Source organism: Nocardia brasiliensis (assembly GCF_042691675.1).
Classification (GTDB): Bacteria; Actinomycetota; Actinomycetes; order Mycobacteriales; family Mycobacteriaceae; genus Nocardia; species Nocardia brasiliensis_D.
Genome location: NZ_CP170507.1, coordinates 87,093 through 99,906, shown reverse-complemented (window position 1 = coordinate 99,906; position 12,814 = coordinate 87,093). Strand labels below are relative to the sequence as shown.

The window sequence follows — 12,814 nt, the reverse complement described above, 5'->3', positions numbered from 1 at the left end:
TGGTTTCCTCTCCTTCGGCCGATTAGCGAGACAGCGCGACGCGGACCCTGCCGCCAGCAGCCGCGCTGAGCGCGACGCCGACGACAAACGAGTAATTGGTTTCGGCGCCGATCGCGGCGACAGCGCCCGCGGCGGCCGGGATGACCGCAGCGCCCGCGGCGATCGCGCCGGACGCGGCGAGCTCCTGCACACCGCCCCGGAGCACGGTGACCTGGTCGCCGGACGCGGCATCGTGGGCGGCGACGCCGAGCCATGCCGCCGACGCGGCCGAGGACGGCGCGACGGTGTCGTTGCCGGACACGATGAGCAGCTGCCCGCCGGTGACCGCGGCCGAGGTGGTGCGAGTGATTGCCTCGCCGGGCTTGAAGATCGGGGCGTAGTCGGCCATGTCAGGCGTCCTTTCCGAACAGTTCGACGAGCAGCGCGTCGGCGTCGTCGGTGTCGATGGGGGTCTCGGTGGTTCCGGCGTGGCCGAGCTCCGCGCCCACCGGGTAGACGGGGGCCAGGGCGTTGAGCACGGCGGCCTCGGACGGGTCGGCGGCGAGGCGGTCGAGCCACTTCGCGCGCTGCGACGGCGCGATACGGCCGGTGCGCACCGCGTCGTCGACTAGGGCCTGGCGCTCGACGGCCTCGCCCTTGGCGGCCTTGGCGCGCAGCTCGGCGAGACTGCCCTCGTCGATCGCGACCACGCCGACCACGCTCACGGGGGCCGCGTTCGCGGCCGGGGCGGCGGGTGCCGTTTCAGCGGGCGGTTCCGGCTCGGCGGTCTGTCCCCACGCCTCGAGTGCCTCGTTCGCGGTGTCGATGGCCTCGGCGAATCCGTCGACGATCGGCTGTGCGAGGGCCTTCGCGTCGGTCGAGGTGCCATCCGACACCGCGGCGGTCGCGGCCTCGAGCAGCATCGGCCCGTATTCGGCGAGGGCCTTCACGAACGCGACATCGGCGTCGGTGAACGGCAGCACGACCTTTTCGATATTCGCCGGTCGGGCGAGCAGCGCGTCGAGTGCTGCGGTGATGGCTGTCTCGTCGGCGTCCTCGGCGACGCCGAGGCGCTTCGCGATGCTGGCAAATGCAGACATCCGCGGTCCCTTCTTGTTGGCCTCGGCCTCGGTGGCTGAGGGGGTTCTCGGCGCCGGGGCGGCGCGGCGCCCGGCGTAGGTGAATGCGCTCAGGTCGAATCGCGCGACGGGCGCGAGGTCGGTCTGCGGCGCGGTCTCGGCGCGATCGGCCAGACCGGCGGCGACCGCTTCACTGGCCGAGAACCATGTCTCGGCGCGCATAATCTCTCGCCACGCGGCGACCTCCCCGCCTGCGCGTTCGGCGTAGATCGAGGCGATGTTGTCCGAGATTCGGTCGAGGTTCTCGGCGTACTTGCGCATAGCGGCGGCGTCGCCACCGGCGTAGACGCGGGCCTCGTGGATCATCATTTCGGCGTTGCGGCCGATCACGATCTCGTCGCCTGCCATCGCGATAAAGCTCGCGGCCGAGGCGGCGAGTCCGTCGATCACGGTTGTGATCCGGGCGCGGTGGCCGCGCAGGCTGTTCAGGATCGCGAGACCCTCGTACACGTCGCCACCGGGCGAGTTGATGCGCACGGTGATCTCGACGGCGTCGATCGCGGCAAGATCCTTCGCGAGCGTCGCCGCGCTCACGCCCCACCACGGATCGATCTCGTCGTAGATCAGCACCTCGACGGGACTGCCTGCGATGTTCTGGATGCGGTACCACGGTTCGGGCCTGCTGCCCCGATGCCGGGCTGTCGGGTCATTCACCACAGCGTCAGCGCTCCGTCCGGTTCGATGCGGGCGAGCGGTGAGCGGCGCGACCGCGCGACCGGCGCGGGTGCGGGCGCTGCCGGGTCGGCCGCGGGGTCGGTGATGGTTTCCTTGGCGGGTAGGCCGTAGTCCTGGCGGGCCGCCTGCTCGAGCACCTCGTCGGGTGCGATGACGCCCGCCTCGATGAGCATTTTCAGCGCCGCGGCGGTCGCGTCCTTGCGGCTGCCGATCTCGTCGAACACCAGCCGCGGCGCAGGCTCGTTCGGCCCCCAGTTCGCATCGACGAGATCCTCGATGACGTGCCGCTGCGTGGTGTCGCGGATCATCTCGGCGACGGTCTGCAAGCTCATGACGAAGAAGTCAGCGAAGGTTGAGCCCAGTGCCCACGAGCCGGTTTGCTGCCCGAGGTTGAGGAAGTGCGCGAGCACGGACCTTGAGATCTGGGCGTCGTGGTAGTTGATCGCGGGCTGTGCATCGGGCAAATTGCCCTCGACGCCAAGCAATCTCAGTTTCGCGCCGTAGGGAATCGCTGCGCCCGAGGCAGATCCGGCCTTGTAGCTCTGCGCAATCTTCTTGCCCGCGTCGAGCTGTGGCTGTTCGTCGCGGTCGCCCGCCTCGTAGACAGGCACGCCCATACCGTTGCGCTCGATCGTCTGCGCCTGGACGCGCAGCAGTCGGTCACGGATAAGCCAATGCTTGTACGCGGGCCGTAGCAGCGATTGCCCGGTCCAATCGCCGCCCTCGCGGTCGACGACGTAGGCGACCAGGCGCTCGACGGGGATGCGCGTTGCGGCTGAGCTGCCGGTGCCGTATTGCTCGATGGCGATCAGTCCGCCGTCGCGGGCGACTTCGATATTCGCGATCGTCTCGGCGAGGCGCTGCCCGAGCTTGCGCAGGTGGTACAGGCCGGTCGCCTCGTCGACCGAGTACACCTGCTCGAAATAGCTGTGCCCGTAGCGCAGGCACAGCAGCGCCGCAGCCAGGTGTTCCGACCACGAGAATCGTGCTGTGCGTGCACGGTTCGGGGCCTCGACACCCACGATCGGCAGGCCGAGATCCGCGGCGATGTGCGCGACCACCTCGGGGCGTGCGCCCGCCGGGTCGATGCGCCAGGCAGTGCGGCGCACGGGCAGCGACACGGCACGCAGTACCGAGGTGACCTGCGCGTCCTGGCGCGCCATCTGCCGATACACGCGCACGTTGCGCGGCCACACCAGCTCAAGGGTGTCCTCGGCGGTCTGCCAGAACAGGTTGCCCGCACCTGCGGTGAAACCTTCAGTGCCGTAGCCGATTTCCGAAACGGCGACGGGTAGCGTCATGATCGCCTCACCTCCTGCACTGCCTCAGAAACCGATCACCATCAGCTCGTCGACAGGCGAGTGATCGGTGCTGTCCTCGTCGACCTGTGTCGGTAGTTGCGCGGGCCTGAGTTCGACGCCGTAGGCGAGTAGTCCCCAGCGGGCGAGCATCACGACCTGGGCGCGGGTCACGTCCCCGGCCGCGTAGTCGAGCACCATCCGGCCGCCGTTGCCGAGTTGCTTGGTCTGCACCGACTCGATCTCTTCGAGTCGCGAGTCGCCCGCGTGCGAGAGCCGTTCGGCGAGTGCGTCGTCGACGAACCCGACCACCGCGTCGGCCATCTGTGTTGATGTGGTGAGCTCGGGCTCGATTCCAACGGCGCGCAGCTTGTCGGCGATTACGCCCACGGCGGGGCTGCTCGAGTTGATCACCACCGCGCAGGGGTCCCACCGGTCGACAAGGTCGACCACGCGGGCCACGAGATCGGTTGAGGGGCCGTGCCATCCGAGCTCGACGCGCACTTTGTCGGCCTCGGTCCATGTCGCGGCACCGATCGCGCAGGTTGTCAGGTCCGGTGTCATGTCCACCGCGATCGCGATCGGTCCGCGCACGGTCACCCCTGCCTCGCCCATGCGCGCCCAAGTGCCATCGGGCAGCAGCGCGGGCCGGTCGGCCTCCTCGTCCGGGTAGTCGCCGCGGCCGAGGATCTCGACATCGAATGCCTTGCGTCCGGCCGCCGTGGTCGCGGTGCGCAGCAGCTTGAGCACCTTTGCCGCGGTCTGAATCACGCCGTACGACGGGTTCGCGTACCGCCAGGTTGCCTCAGCGTCGCGCGGCATATCCCCCGGCGCAAGCCATTCGGCGAAGTACAGGCCAATCGAGCGGGCGTAACCCTGTTTTCGCAGCCCCGCCAGCACCGAACCGTTCGGGTGAAGGTCCTTGTTGACCGGCGACGAGGTGTAGATCGTCTGCGGATCGTCCGCGGCGAGCTGCGTCGGGTTGAGAGCGCTCGTTTCGGCCTCGGTGAGGTTGTATGCCTCGTCGTAGACGACTAAATCGACCACGTCGAGACCGCGCCCAGCATCGGCCGACCGGGTGCAGAACAGGATTCGGCCGCCGGTACTGAGCTCGATCTCGCCGATACCCTGCGACAGCGTCCGCCGGGCCACCCTCGACAACAGCGATTTGCGGACACGGATGATCGCCCACAGCCGTTTGTACGCGTCCTCGGCGGTTTTCCAGCGCTGCGCGGTGTACACGATCCGTTCGTGCCGAACGAACAGCCCGTACAACACGCGCAGAACGATGATGAGTGTCTTGCCGTTCTGGCGCGGCACGATCAGCACCACGTCGGGATGCGTCCACCGCCCCTCGGGCGTCGTCCGCAAGATCGCGAGCAGCGAATGCACCTGCCACGGGAACGACCGCCGACCGACACGCCCCGCGAGCTTCAGCGCGCTGTTCCCGCGAACGTCCGAGCCGTCGAACTCGCTTGAATAGTGCGGTTCCTGGCGGCCGGTGAGGGTTGGAAACTCGTCAGAGATCGGCGAGGTCGTCATCGTCAGCCTCGTCGGCGGTGTCGTCGCCCTGGCGGCGGATCTCAGCGAGCAGCTGCCGCAACGTGTTCGCCTGCTGCCGAGCCTCGGCGAGCGCGCCGTCGACGCGAATATCGAGGGTGCCGTCGCGCCCGTCAGCAAGCCGCAGCCACAGCCGTTCGTCGCCGGTGAGTAGGTCGTTCAGCACGTCGAGGCGGTCGGCGACACGCGCGGCCTCGACAATCAGGACGGTTCGCGCGTACGGGTCGCCGTCGCAGGCCAGCTCGGCGCGCAGGCGGTCGCCAGTTGTCAACTCGGACACGGGGTCTCACCCCCTCGCCGGACGAAATTCGGTCGTACAAAAAAATTCCTGACTGTCGACCGTGAGTCAGGGACCAGGGGGTTCCGATTTTTTCGAGGGTGCCACCCAAGCGAGGCTGTTACCTGCCCATCCGCCCCCGAGGCGGGCGAGCGCGGGTCGCAGGTGGTCGCGACTTCCGTCGCCACGTTGCTTGTTGCAGACCGTGTGTAGCAGCCGGTCTGCTCGTGTGCCGCCGTGTGCGCGGGCGTGGCTGTGGTCGGCGGCGAGTGTGTTGCTGTCAGGGTTGCGGGCGGCGTCTCGGTGCATCGGTTCGCCGCACCACCAGCACCGCTCGCCATCGCGGTGCCGGGCGAGCAACCGGGTGCGCTGTTGCTGGTGGCGCCAGCCGAGGCCGCGCTGAGTGGTGGTGCGGCGAGCCATCGCTATTGGAAGGCAATCCGGCGAAAGGCCGGAGGCGGTGTGACGACCCGAACGCCGCTGTCTCGGCCTTCGGCGCGGCCGGTCAGCAGCCGCAGCGCGGCCGGGCGCGGTGTCGGTGCGGACATGTGCACCCCCTTGGGCGTCGAGCTGAGCGTGCGAGAGAACCACCACCGCGGCGTGATCCAGCCAGTCCGACCCACCGGTGACGACCCTCATCCGGCGGAGCCCGTGAGGTGGACGAAGAGCCTTGGAGACAAGCTCTTTCACGTAGGGGCGCGCGGTTGCGAACTTGCGCGCCGACCAATGAGGAGCCAGGCATGTCGGACGCTATCCCCGAACCACTCACCGCGGACTCGGGCCTCATCCCGGCAGCGGATGTCAATCCCGAAGACATTGGGACGTTGACTTTGGAATACAAGGACGGCCAGCCCATCGTCACCCTCAGCGACGGAACACACTTTCCGGCTGAACTGACCGTCGTCGACGGATCTGGCACGCCTCTCGGGAGTTATATCGCTGCTACACCGCCGACGTCGGTGGACATCACGCCGTCCACCCGCGTCTCCCTCTCCGCGTACGTCACGGACTGGTCCCAGTACGACGCGCGCTAGTCAATCCGGGCGGCCAGAGCCTCGGCCAGGGTCTTGGCGAGGTGGCACGGCGAGCACAGGCTCGCCAGATTGGCCCAGTCGTATCGGCCGCCCTCGGCGGAGACGGGCGTGATGTGGTCAACCTCGACGGCGAGGGCGCGGCAGGTGGGACGCTCGCATATCGGGTCGGCCGCGAGCTTGGCGGCACGCAAGGTTCGCCATCTGCGGGTGCTGCCGCTGCCTGTGTAGCCGTTGTGCCCGCTCCATGCCGGGGAGCACGGGCACCGTTGCCCGGCTGACGCGGTTTGTCGGCACCGGCTACACAGTCGAGGCGGTCGGGTCCGCATGGTGCACTCGGTGGCTAGACAGCAGCCTTGATCAGCGCACCGACGATCTTCGCGAGGCCGACACCGACCTCGACCCAGTCGACGGCGGACAGGACAGCGGACAGGGTAGACAGCACGGCAGGCTCCTCGTATAGGGATCGATCGCCCGTGGCGGCGGCCGGACTCGAACCGGCGACCATCGGCACATGTAGCCGCTGCGCTACGCCGCTCGGGCATGAAAAAACCGCCACCGGTCGGCACTTGGGGTGCCGTCGTCAGTAGCGGTTTCGAGTGCCACTGTACAGCAGACACGGAATGTGCTGTACAGCCGTGACGGTTTAGGGGTCCCTCCGGGTCTCCTGTGTATAGACGCGGAGGCCCTCGCTGAGCTTGCCCGCTGCGTTCTCCAGCTGCTCAGGAGTCAAGTACTTTCCGAAGGCAGCCGCCTCGAGCAGCTGCTCACGTACCTGAGAGATATTCCTGTAAGCCCATTCGAGCCGAGTCATCTGCGGCATGTGCGAGACAGTACCTCGAGTCGAACACTCATTCGATAGATCCGTGGGGTGAACTCGCAGATCAACTGTTGCAATTCCATACTCCAATGCTGTAAAGTAATACTCGTTGGTCGGGGTCGGACCCGACCAACAGCAATCACCAACAACCTCCCAGAAAGGGAAACAACATGGAATACAACGAATTCGACTCACGGTTCAAGCACTTCCAGGTCCGTTCGATGATGGGCTACATGCGGTTGACCAAGCTGCTCCTGCGGCTCGAGCTGCCGATCAACATGGAGCCACTCACGGCCGACAGCACTCCGACGGAGTTGGTCGAGAGCGCGACGATTGCCCGGAAGGCACTCCAGGACATGCCGATGGACATGTACCTGCAAGCGACCTTGGGTACCGCGCTGCTCGATTGGATGTGCGGGATTGCGCTCGCAGCGGCGGCGGCCGGTGACGACGATGTCCGCTGGGCGATCGAGGGAGCGTTGCTCCTGACAGTTCGAGCGTCCGACGAGATGGACCTCGCCGAGGATCTGCTCGACGGCAATATCGACCTGACCGACGCGCCGTACGACGAGGAGTAAGAAACAAGCGAGGCCCCGGTCGGTTCGACCGGGGCTTCGCCCCGTTGAAGCCGGGCGGACGGCGGAGCGAGGCGAACCTCTAAGTCGGAACTCCGCCGTCCAGCAATCGACCAACCTCGAAAGGGGTCAACATTCAATGGTAGCCAGTGACGCACAGCGGTTGATAGCCCCCGAGATCGCCGAGCGCTACGACCGCGCGCTCAACACCGTGCAAAAGGACTGGATGACGCGCGGGGAGTGGCCGCCGGTTGTCGGCAAGCGCGGCCGATGGAACGAGTACGACGCCGCTGCGGTCGAGGCCGCGGTGCACGCGCATTTCGTACGCGAGCAGCCTGCGGGCGAGGGCTCGCCCGAGGATCTGCTCACCGTGGCCCAGATCGCCGAGTTCGCCAAGGTGTCGGCCTCGTCCGTGCGCTCGGACCTCTCCCGCGGTCGGCTCGCCCTCGGCGAGCCTGACGACACCACCGGCGGTGTGAAGCGGTGGCGGCGCGCGAAGGTGGCCCAGGCGTACGCGGGACGGCGACGCTATGGCCGCACCTAGAGCCGCGGGTCGTTGACGAGTTGGAAGTCGTGCAGGCCCTCGGCGTCGCCGAGGGCAGTCAGCTCGCGGCCGACCACCTCGCCTGCGGGCATGTCGCAGTCGCGCGCGATCTCGGCGGCCGAGAGGATCATCGGCTCGGCGGCGGTGTGCCACGGAGTGACGGCGTGCGCCTGGTCGCCCACTGTGGCGATGACGCGCAGCTCGGCGCGTCCATCGGCCCGAACGGCGTAGGTTCGAGCAGGCCGGTTGAAGTCGAGGTAGTCGGTCATCGGTCGTTCCGTGTCGAGTTGATTCGAATAGCGGGCAGCTTGACCATCAGCGCCTCGGGGCCGTGCTCCGGTGCGGGCGACGGTGGGCCGATGCCCATCGTCAGCATTGCCAGGGTCTTGTAAATCTGCTGATAACTTTCGCGTTTCGGTTCCACATCCGGCCCCATCGTCCAGGCCAGCGCGAGCAGAAACAGATTCAGCCCCCACATCCCGTCGCAGTACACGACTAGCGCACCGTCGACGTCATCATCGAATGCGATGCCGTCGAGCTCCTGCTCGGAATGCAGCACCGTCATAATTCGCTCCTCCGAGATCGTGAAGACCTCGATATCGTCGGCGTCAGCATCGCTCATGAATTCGGTCATGCTGCCGATCCTCCCCCTTTCGCGTCTCGGCCCGCTAGTGCCAGCACATCGCCGAGCCGGTAGACGTGCATCGAGTTGAGATATCGCGTGGCCTCTTCGATCCGCTTGCCAGTGTGGCACGACCTAGTCCGACCCATCCTTCCGCTTGGCAGAAACGAATACCTATCCGGGCCGCGACGCCTGAACACACCAGGGGCGAGAGCCGTTACGCCCTTCTGATAATCAAGGAGCGGAATGATGATGCGGAAATGTGTTCGTGCGATGTTGATAGCTTCTGGGGCGGCTGCGTCTGCCGCTGTCATTCAGATCGCCCCCGCGGCGGCGGTTGATCCCGCAGTCGTCAAGTGCAGCCAGGAGGGTTCGTACGAAAAATTCCAACAATGCATCAAGACCGAGCAGGATGCCGATGCCAAAATCGCTGCTTTGAAGAGGGAGCAGAGGGAAGCCGAAAACAAATGCAGAAGAAATAAGGACAGGGAGGCATGCTCGAAGGCTGACGACCTTGAGTTTGAGATCAGAGAGCTCGAACGCTGAGACTGCGCCGACGAGATTCGTGGTAGCCCGGGACCGCTTTCCGGGCGACTACGTTCGTGTGAACACGCCCGCTGTCATCACCGGCGAGTTGCTCTCTTCGCTCACCCGGCCGATCCTGTCTGATTTCGTCACTCACGGCGGGTCATCGATAGCACGTCGCCGAGTCGGTAGACGTGCACTGAGCTGGCGTCGATCGGGTGATCGGTGATCCGTTGGCCGTGCTGCCACCCGCGGGGCTCGATCCGGCGTTCACGAGCCCACCGGTACAGCGTCGTTTTCGGCACGACGGCACCGACGCTCTCGGTGACGCGAACGAGGTCGGCAAGGCTGTAGAGCATCTCCTCGGCCGCTGCGCGCACGGCGTCGAGGATCTCGGCGACTTCGTGCTGTGTGCGGCACCGCCCGCACCGGACCCAGCTTGCGCCGAGTGGGGCGCGTAGCTCCCACCGGCATTCGCTCCCGTCGTCGAGCAGGGTCGGGCACGGCCCGAGATACCGGCGCTCGACCGGCCGATCGACGACGTACCGAATCTGCGCGAGCGCGCCGGACACCTCGACGAGCAAGTCGTGCGCGGCCTCGTGCGCACGCACCTCGCGGCGATGCTGGGCAAGCCACAACGCGGCCTGTTCGAGTTGGCTCGGCGCGGTGATCGGCAGTGTGCCGGGGTCTGTGCCGGTGTCGCCTCGGTGTACGCGCGCCAGCTCGACGAGTGCCGGGCCGCCGATGTACGGGGTGACGCGGAGATCCTCGGCGAGTGCGCGTGTCCAGCCGTTAACGGTGGTTTCCAGACGTGCGACGGCGTGGTCGCCTTGCATCGTGGCGCGGTGGTTGGTGGCTCGGATCGGTAGGGGCGTTTCGGCCGAGCGCCCGCCGGCTGAATGCGGCCCGAGCCGTCCGAGACCGGCGCGGGTGATCGCCAGCTCGGCGAGCAGGCTCGGCACCTCGCGCAGATCGGTCACGACGCCATCGGCGCATGTCTGGCACAGCGGTAGGCCGTCGCCGACCGGCCGCGCGCATTCGGCGCACGGTGTTTCGCTCATCGCTGCCACCGCCAGATTGCGCGTACAGCATCCGCGGCGAGGCCGAGCAATCCGCGCTGTTGCGGCGGTACTGCGGGAAGGTCGGGTACAGGCCGGGGCGCTGGACGCGGTTGTGTGGGCCATGGCTTGCCGGGCTCACCGAGTACGTCACGCTCGTAAGTCTCGAACCATGCCATTGCTCTATGCCTCCTCGGGTCGGCCGCCGGACAGAATCGCGACGAAGTCACGAACGGTCATGAGAACGATTTGCGCGCCGGGGTCGCTGATTCCGCGCCTCTTGGCGATGACGAGCCCGGCGAGTGCGTCGTCGTTGCCCCTCTCGGCCTCGGCCTCGCCGAGCCAGGTTCCTGCCTCGATTCGGCCGCCGTAGTCCTTGCACTCGAGGACGATTCGGCCGCCGCCAGGTGCGCGCACTCCGCCGATGTCGCCGCGGTCCTTTGCTCCGTTGCGGGCTCGACGCTCGATTCGGTCGTCGTCGAGCTGCTCGGCGAGGTAGCGGGCGATGCTGCTCTCGTGCCGGGTTCCGGCGGCCTTGGCGCTGGCGCGTGATCGGGTCACGTCGGTTCACCCCACACCGGAACCTCGGTCGTGCGGTTGTCGAGGTCGCCGAGGAGGCGGCGGCGAACGTGCCCGCGCAACTGTTCGACGGCGAGCGGATCGACGTTGACCCGGTCGACGAGCGCCTGCGCGGCCTGGTCGATGAGCTCGCCCGGGGCCTCGGGTTTGACCTTGCCGAGTGCGGACGCGGCGCCGGTGCCGAATCCGTCGAGGAACACGGCGAGCACGGTCTCGAACGGCACGGTCACGAGGTCGACCGGCGCGCGGTCGGCCTCGGCCGCGTGATCGGCGGCGGCGCCCTGCATGTCCCGGACGTTCTGGCCGAACTTCTCGAGCGCGACGGCGACGGCAGAGAGCCCGGTGTACACGAGGCGGGTCGCGCCGTCGTGCCCGTGCACAGCGATCGCGTCCTCGACCGACGGCCATACGACCGTTGATCGGCGCTCGCCGCGCCAGCGCACGACCGTCGTCCCGTCGTCGAAGGTGACGCCGTCGGCGACCACGCCGGTACCGCTGTAGCCGGTCACGTCCTCGTCGCGGTGAAACTCGAATGTCCGGATGGTCATCGGTGTTGCTCCTGCATTCCTCGGGTGAGTGATCTAGCGCGGGGTGGCGCCGAGCCGGGCGGGTGCGCCGTTTGTCAGGCGTGCGAGGCACGGCATTTTCTGGGGGGCGTTGCGCTCGGTGACGCAGGCGCAGTTCGGATCGGCTTTGCAGCGCGGGCAGGGTCGGTCTATGGCGCCGTTGACGTCGTAGGCGGCCCACACTGGATCACCGGCAGCCCTGAGCGGCAGCCCGGTGCCCGACACGGGTAGCGCCGCGGTGACGGCGGCGTGCACCTCGGCGGCGGTTTCACGTTCGGCGCGCTGGCGCCGGGCCTCGCGGCCGTGGTGGAGCAGGTCGCCGATACCGATCGTGCGACCGTCGGTTTCGCCCTCGTAGTAGCGAATGACGCCCTCGAGCAGGTCCGGCGCGTCGAGCTTCCACCGTTCGATGCTCTCGGCCCACGCGGCGAGCCGCGCCTTGTCCGGGTCGCCGAGCTTGTCGTCGTAGATGCGTGCCCGGGACCACGCCGCCGCGGCAGCGCGCACGCTGCGGTCACTCGCTGCGATCTCCAAGGGTTCTCACCTCCCGTAGCAGTTCCTCGGCGGCGGCGTGTGCGTCGACCGCCTTCTCGGTGGGTTTGGATCGGCCTCGGCGACCGCGGGCGTTGGCGGCCTTGTGCACGAATGCCGGTATCTGTGTTGGACTCCACGAGTCCGACTCGGTCCATGCCTTGAGGCCCTCGGCGATGGAGGGCGGCGGGATTCCGGCCGCGAGGCATGAATCGATTTCGACGCCGACCTTGGCGAGCACGCCCGCCTCGAGCGGCACCGACAGCGCCTCGCTGAACGCAACCGCGATTGCGTGCGCCGGTGCGCTGCGCGCGGTCGCATTGAGCCGAGCGGCGACCTGTGCGCCGTGTGACGGGCGCAGTGCAACCGCTCCCCCCGGCTCGCGCGCGCTCGCGCGGTCGTGAGTTACGTCGACTACGGGGGGACGTGTATTCCCTTCTCCCCTTCTCCCCTTCTCCCCTTCTCCGGTCGATGGGGTGTCGCGAATGTCTCGCGAGGGCGTCGCGGCAGGCTCGCGAATTTCGGCGTTCTCGCTGGTCGGCAGCGGGTAGCGAGATTTGCCGGGGCGGTCGACCCGTTGGTGCGTCTCCCACGTGGTGATGAACAAATACGCCTTGCCGTCGACGGTGTAGCGCTGAATCAGGTTGCGCGCGTGCAGCGTCGAGAGCGCGGATTCAACCCTCGCGAAAGTTTCGCGAGGTTCACGCTCGAGGTCACCGGCGAACAGGTCGGCACAGATTGACGCGAGCTTGTCGACGCCGACGCCGTTGTCGTCGACGTAGGACCACAGGCCGATGAACACCAGCCGCTCGTCCCACGTGAGCGCGTCGACATCGTCCGAGCGCCAGAACTCGGGGCGAATGGACCGGATTCGCATTCTCGTCGGCCTCCTTCCAACTGTCGCCGTGATGCGTGATTGAGCGGCCCGGCGGCACGCACCGCCGGGCCGCTGTGGCTATGTGCCGCGGACGTCGAGGCGGTCGGCGAACTCGCGCAGCGTCGCGGCAGGGTCACCGTTGACCGCCCGGCGGTACT

19 protein-coding genes are annotated in these 12,814 nt (G+C 67.6%); 4 read left to right on the top strand and 15 right to left on the bottom strand.

Annotated features, from left to right (window positions below; genetic code table 11):
* Positions 1-22: 22 nt before the first annotated feature.
* The 6 genes from ACFK0J_RS00665 to ACFK0J_RS00640 form a co-directional block, all read right to left on the bottom strand.
* The gene (locus tag ACFK0J_RS00665; RefSeq protein ID WP_378735510.1) at positions 23-388 is read right to left on the bottom strand and encodes a capsid cement protein; all 366 of its coding nucleotides are present in this window, start codon (positions 386-388) and stop codon (positions 23-25) included.
* Between the two features lies 1 nt (position 389).
* Positions 390-1,772 carry a head maturation protease, ClpP-related gene (locus ACFK0J_RS00660; protein ID WP_378735508.1) on the bottom strand — a complete coding sequence of 461 codons (1,383 nt, stop codon included), beginning with the start codon at positions 1,770-1,772 and terminating at the stop codon, positions 390-392.
* The gene (locus ACFK0J_RS00655; RefSeq protein ID WP_378735506.1) at positions 1,769-3,094 is read right to left on the bottom strand and encodes a hypothetical protein; all 1,326 of its coding nucleotides are present in this window, start codon (positions 3,092-3,094) and stop codon (positions 1,769-1,771) included. The genes ACFK0J_RS00660 and ACFK0J_RS00655 overlap by 4 nt, the downstream gene beginning before the upstream one ends.
* Positions 3,095-3,118: 24 nt before the next feature.
* Positions 3,119-4,633 carry a hypothetical protein gene (locus tag ACFK0J_RS00650; protein ID WP_378735505.1) on the bottom strand — a complete coding sequence of 505 codons (1,515 nt, stop codon included), beginning with the start codon at positions 4,631-4,633 and terminating at the stop codon, positions 3,119-3,121.
* On the bottom strand, positions 4,611-4,931 hold the full coding sequence (locus ACFK0J_RS00645; protein ID WP_378735503.1) for a hypothetical protein: 321 nt from the start codon (positions 4,929-4,931) through the stop codon (positions 4,611-4,613). Before ACFK0J_RS00645 ends, ACFK0J_RS00650 begins: the two co-directional genes overlap by 23 nt.
* Positions 4,932-5,353: 422 nt before the next feature.
* A complete protein-coding gene (locus tag ACFK0J_RS00640) occupies positions 5,354-5,476 on the bottom strand; it encodes a hypothetical protein (protein WP_378735501.1) in 123 nt (40 codons plus the stop codon).
* A gap of 192 nt (positions 5,477-5,668) precedes the next feature.
* Between ACFK0J_RS00640 and ACFK0J_RS00635 the strand changes: the two genes are divergently transcribed.
* The gene (locus ACFK0J_RS00635) at positions 5,669-5,962 is read left to right on the top strand and encodes a hypothetical protein (RefSeq protein ID WP_378735499.1); all 294 of its coding nucleotides are present in this window, start codon (positions 5,669-5,671) and stop codon (positions 5,960-5,962) included.
* Here ACFK0J_RS00635 and ACFK0J_RS00630 read toward each other — a convergent pair.
* Together ACFK0J_RS00630 and ACFK0J_RS00625 are read right to left on the bottom strand one after the other, a co-directional pair.
* Complete coding sequence (locus tag ACFK0J_RS00630) at positions 5,959-6,153, bottom strand: HNH endonuclease signature motif containing protein (protein ID WP_378735497.1); 195 nt, start codon at positions 6,151-6,153, stop codon at positions 5,959-5,961. The two genes, ACFK0J_RS00635 and ACFK0J_RS00630, sit on opposite strands and share 4 nt — an antisense overlap.
* A gap of 452 nt (positions 6,154-6,605) precedes the next feature.
* Positions 6,606-6,773, bottom strand: a complete 168-nt coding sequence (locus ACFK0J_RS00625; RefSeq protein ID WP_378743364.1) for a DUF6374 family protein — start codon at positions 6,771-6,773, stop codon at positions 6,606-6,608.
* A 176-nt stretch (positions 6,774-6,949) separates the two neighbouring features.
* Between ACFK0J_RS00625 and ACFK0J_RS00620 the strand changes: the two genes are divergently transcribed.
* Both ACFK0J_RS00620 and ACFK0J_RS00615 read left to right on the top strand, forming a co-directional pair.
* Complete coding sequence (locus ACFK0J_RS00620; protein ID WP_378735495.1) at positions 6,950-7,357, top strand: hypothetical protein; 408 nt, start codon at positions 6,950-6,952, stop codon at positions 7,355-7,357.
* 136 nt (positions 7,358-7,493) lie between these two features.
* Positions 7,494-7,898 carry a hypothetical protein gene (locus ACFK0J_RS00615; RefSeq protein ID WP_378735493.1) on the top strand — a complete coding sequence of 135 codons (405 nt, stop codon included), beginning with the start codon at positions 7,494-7,496 and terminating at the stop codon, positions 7,896-7,898.
* Here ACFK0J_RS00615 and ACFK0J_RS00610 read toward each other — a convergent pair.
* Positions 7,895-8,167 (bottom strand): hypothetical protein, encoded by a 273-nt coding sequence (locus ACFK0J_RS00610; RefSeq protein ID WP_378735491.1) that lies wholly within the window; start codon positions 8,165-8,167, stop codon positions 7,895-7,897. The genes ACFK0J_RS00615 and ACFK0J_RS00610 overlap by 4 nt on opposite strands.
* Positions 8,164-8,532, bottom strand: a complete 369-nt coding sequence (locus ACFK0J_RS00605; RefSeq protein ID WP_378735489.1) for a hypothetical protein — start codon at positions 8,530-8,532, stop codon at positions 8,164-8,166. Before ACFK0J_RS00605 ends, ACFK0J_RS00610 begins: the two co-directional genes overlap by 4 nt.
* Before the next feature lie 234 nt (positions 8,533-8,766).
* Between ACFK0J_RS00605 and ACFK0J_RS00600 the strand changes: the two genes are divergently transcribed.
* Complete coding sequence (locus ACFK0J_RS00600) at positions 8,767-9,066, top strand: hypothetical protein (protein WP_378735487.1); 300 nt, start codon at positions 8,767-8,769, stop codon at positions 9,064-9,066.
* Between the two features lie 128 nt (positions 9,067-9,194).
* On the opposite strand, the gene ACFK0J_RS00595 is transcribed toward ACFK0J_RS00600, so the two are convergent.
* The 5 genes from ACFK0J_RS00595 to ACFK0J_RS00575 all read right to left on the bottom strand — a co-directional run bounded on the left by ACFK0J_RS00595 (position 9,195) and on the right by ACFK0J_RS00575 (position 12,656).
* Entirely contained in the window at positions 9,195-10,106 is a 912-nt protein-coding gene (locus ACFK0J_RS00595; RefSeq protein WP_378735485.1) for a hypothetical protein, read from the bottom strand.
* Positions 10,107-10,286: 180 nt separating this feature from the next.
* Entirely contained in the window at positions 10,287-10,664 is a 378-nt protein-coding gene (locus ACFK0J_RS00590; RefSeq protein WP_378735484.1) for a hypothetical protein, read from the bottom strand.
* Complete coding sequence (locus ACFK0J_RS00585) at positions 10,661-11,230, bottom strand: hypothetical protein (protein WP_378735482.1); 570 nt, start codon at positions 11,228-11,230, stop codon at positions 10,661-10,663. The genes ACFK0J_RS00590 and ACFK0J_RS00585 overlap by 4 nt, the downstream gene beginning before the upstream one ends.
* Before the next feature lie 33 nt (positions 11,231-11,263).
* Positions 11,264-11,782, bottom strand: coding sequence for a hypothetical protein (locus tag ACFK0J_RS00580; RefSeq protein WP_378735480.1), 519 nt, complete (start codon positions 11,780-11,782; stop codon positions 11,264-11,266).
* Positions 11,763-12,656, bottom strand: a complete 894-nt coding sequence (locus tag ACFK0J_RS00575; RefSeq protein ID WP_378735478.1) for a hypothetical protein — start codon at positions 12,654-12,656, stop codon at positions 11,763-11,765. The genes ACFK0J_RS00580 and ACFK0J_RS00575 overlap by 20 nt, the downstream gene beginning before the upstream one ends.
* Positions 12,657-12,814: the final 158 nt, after the last annotated feature.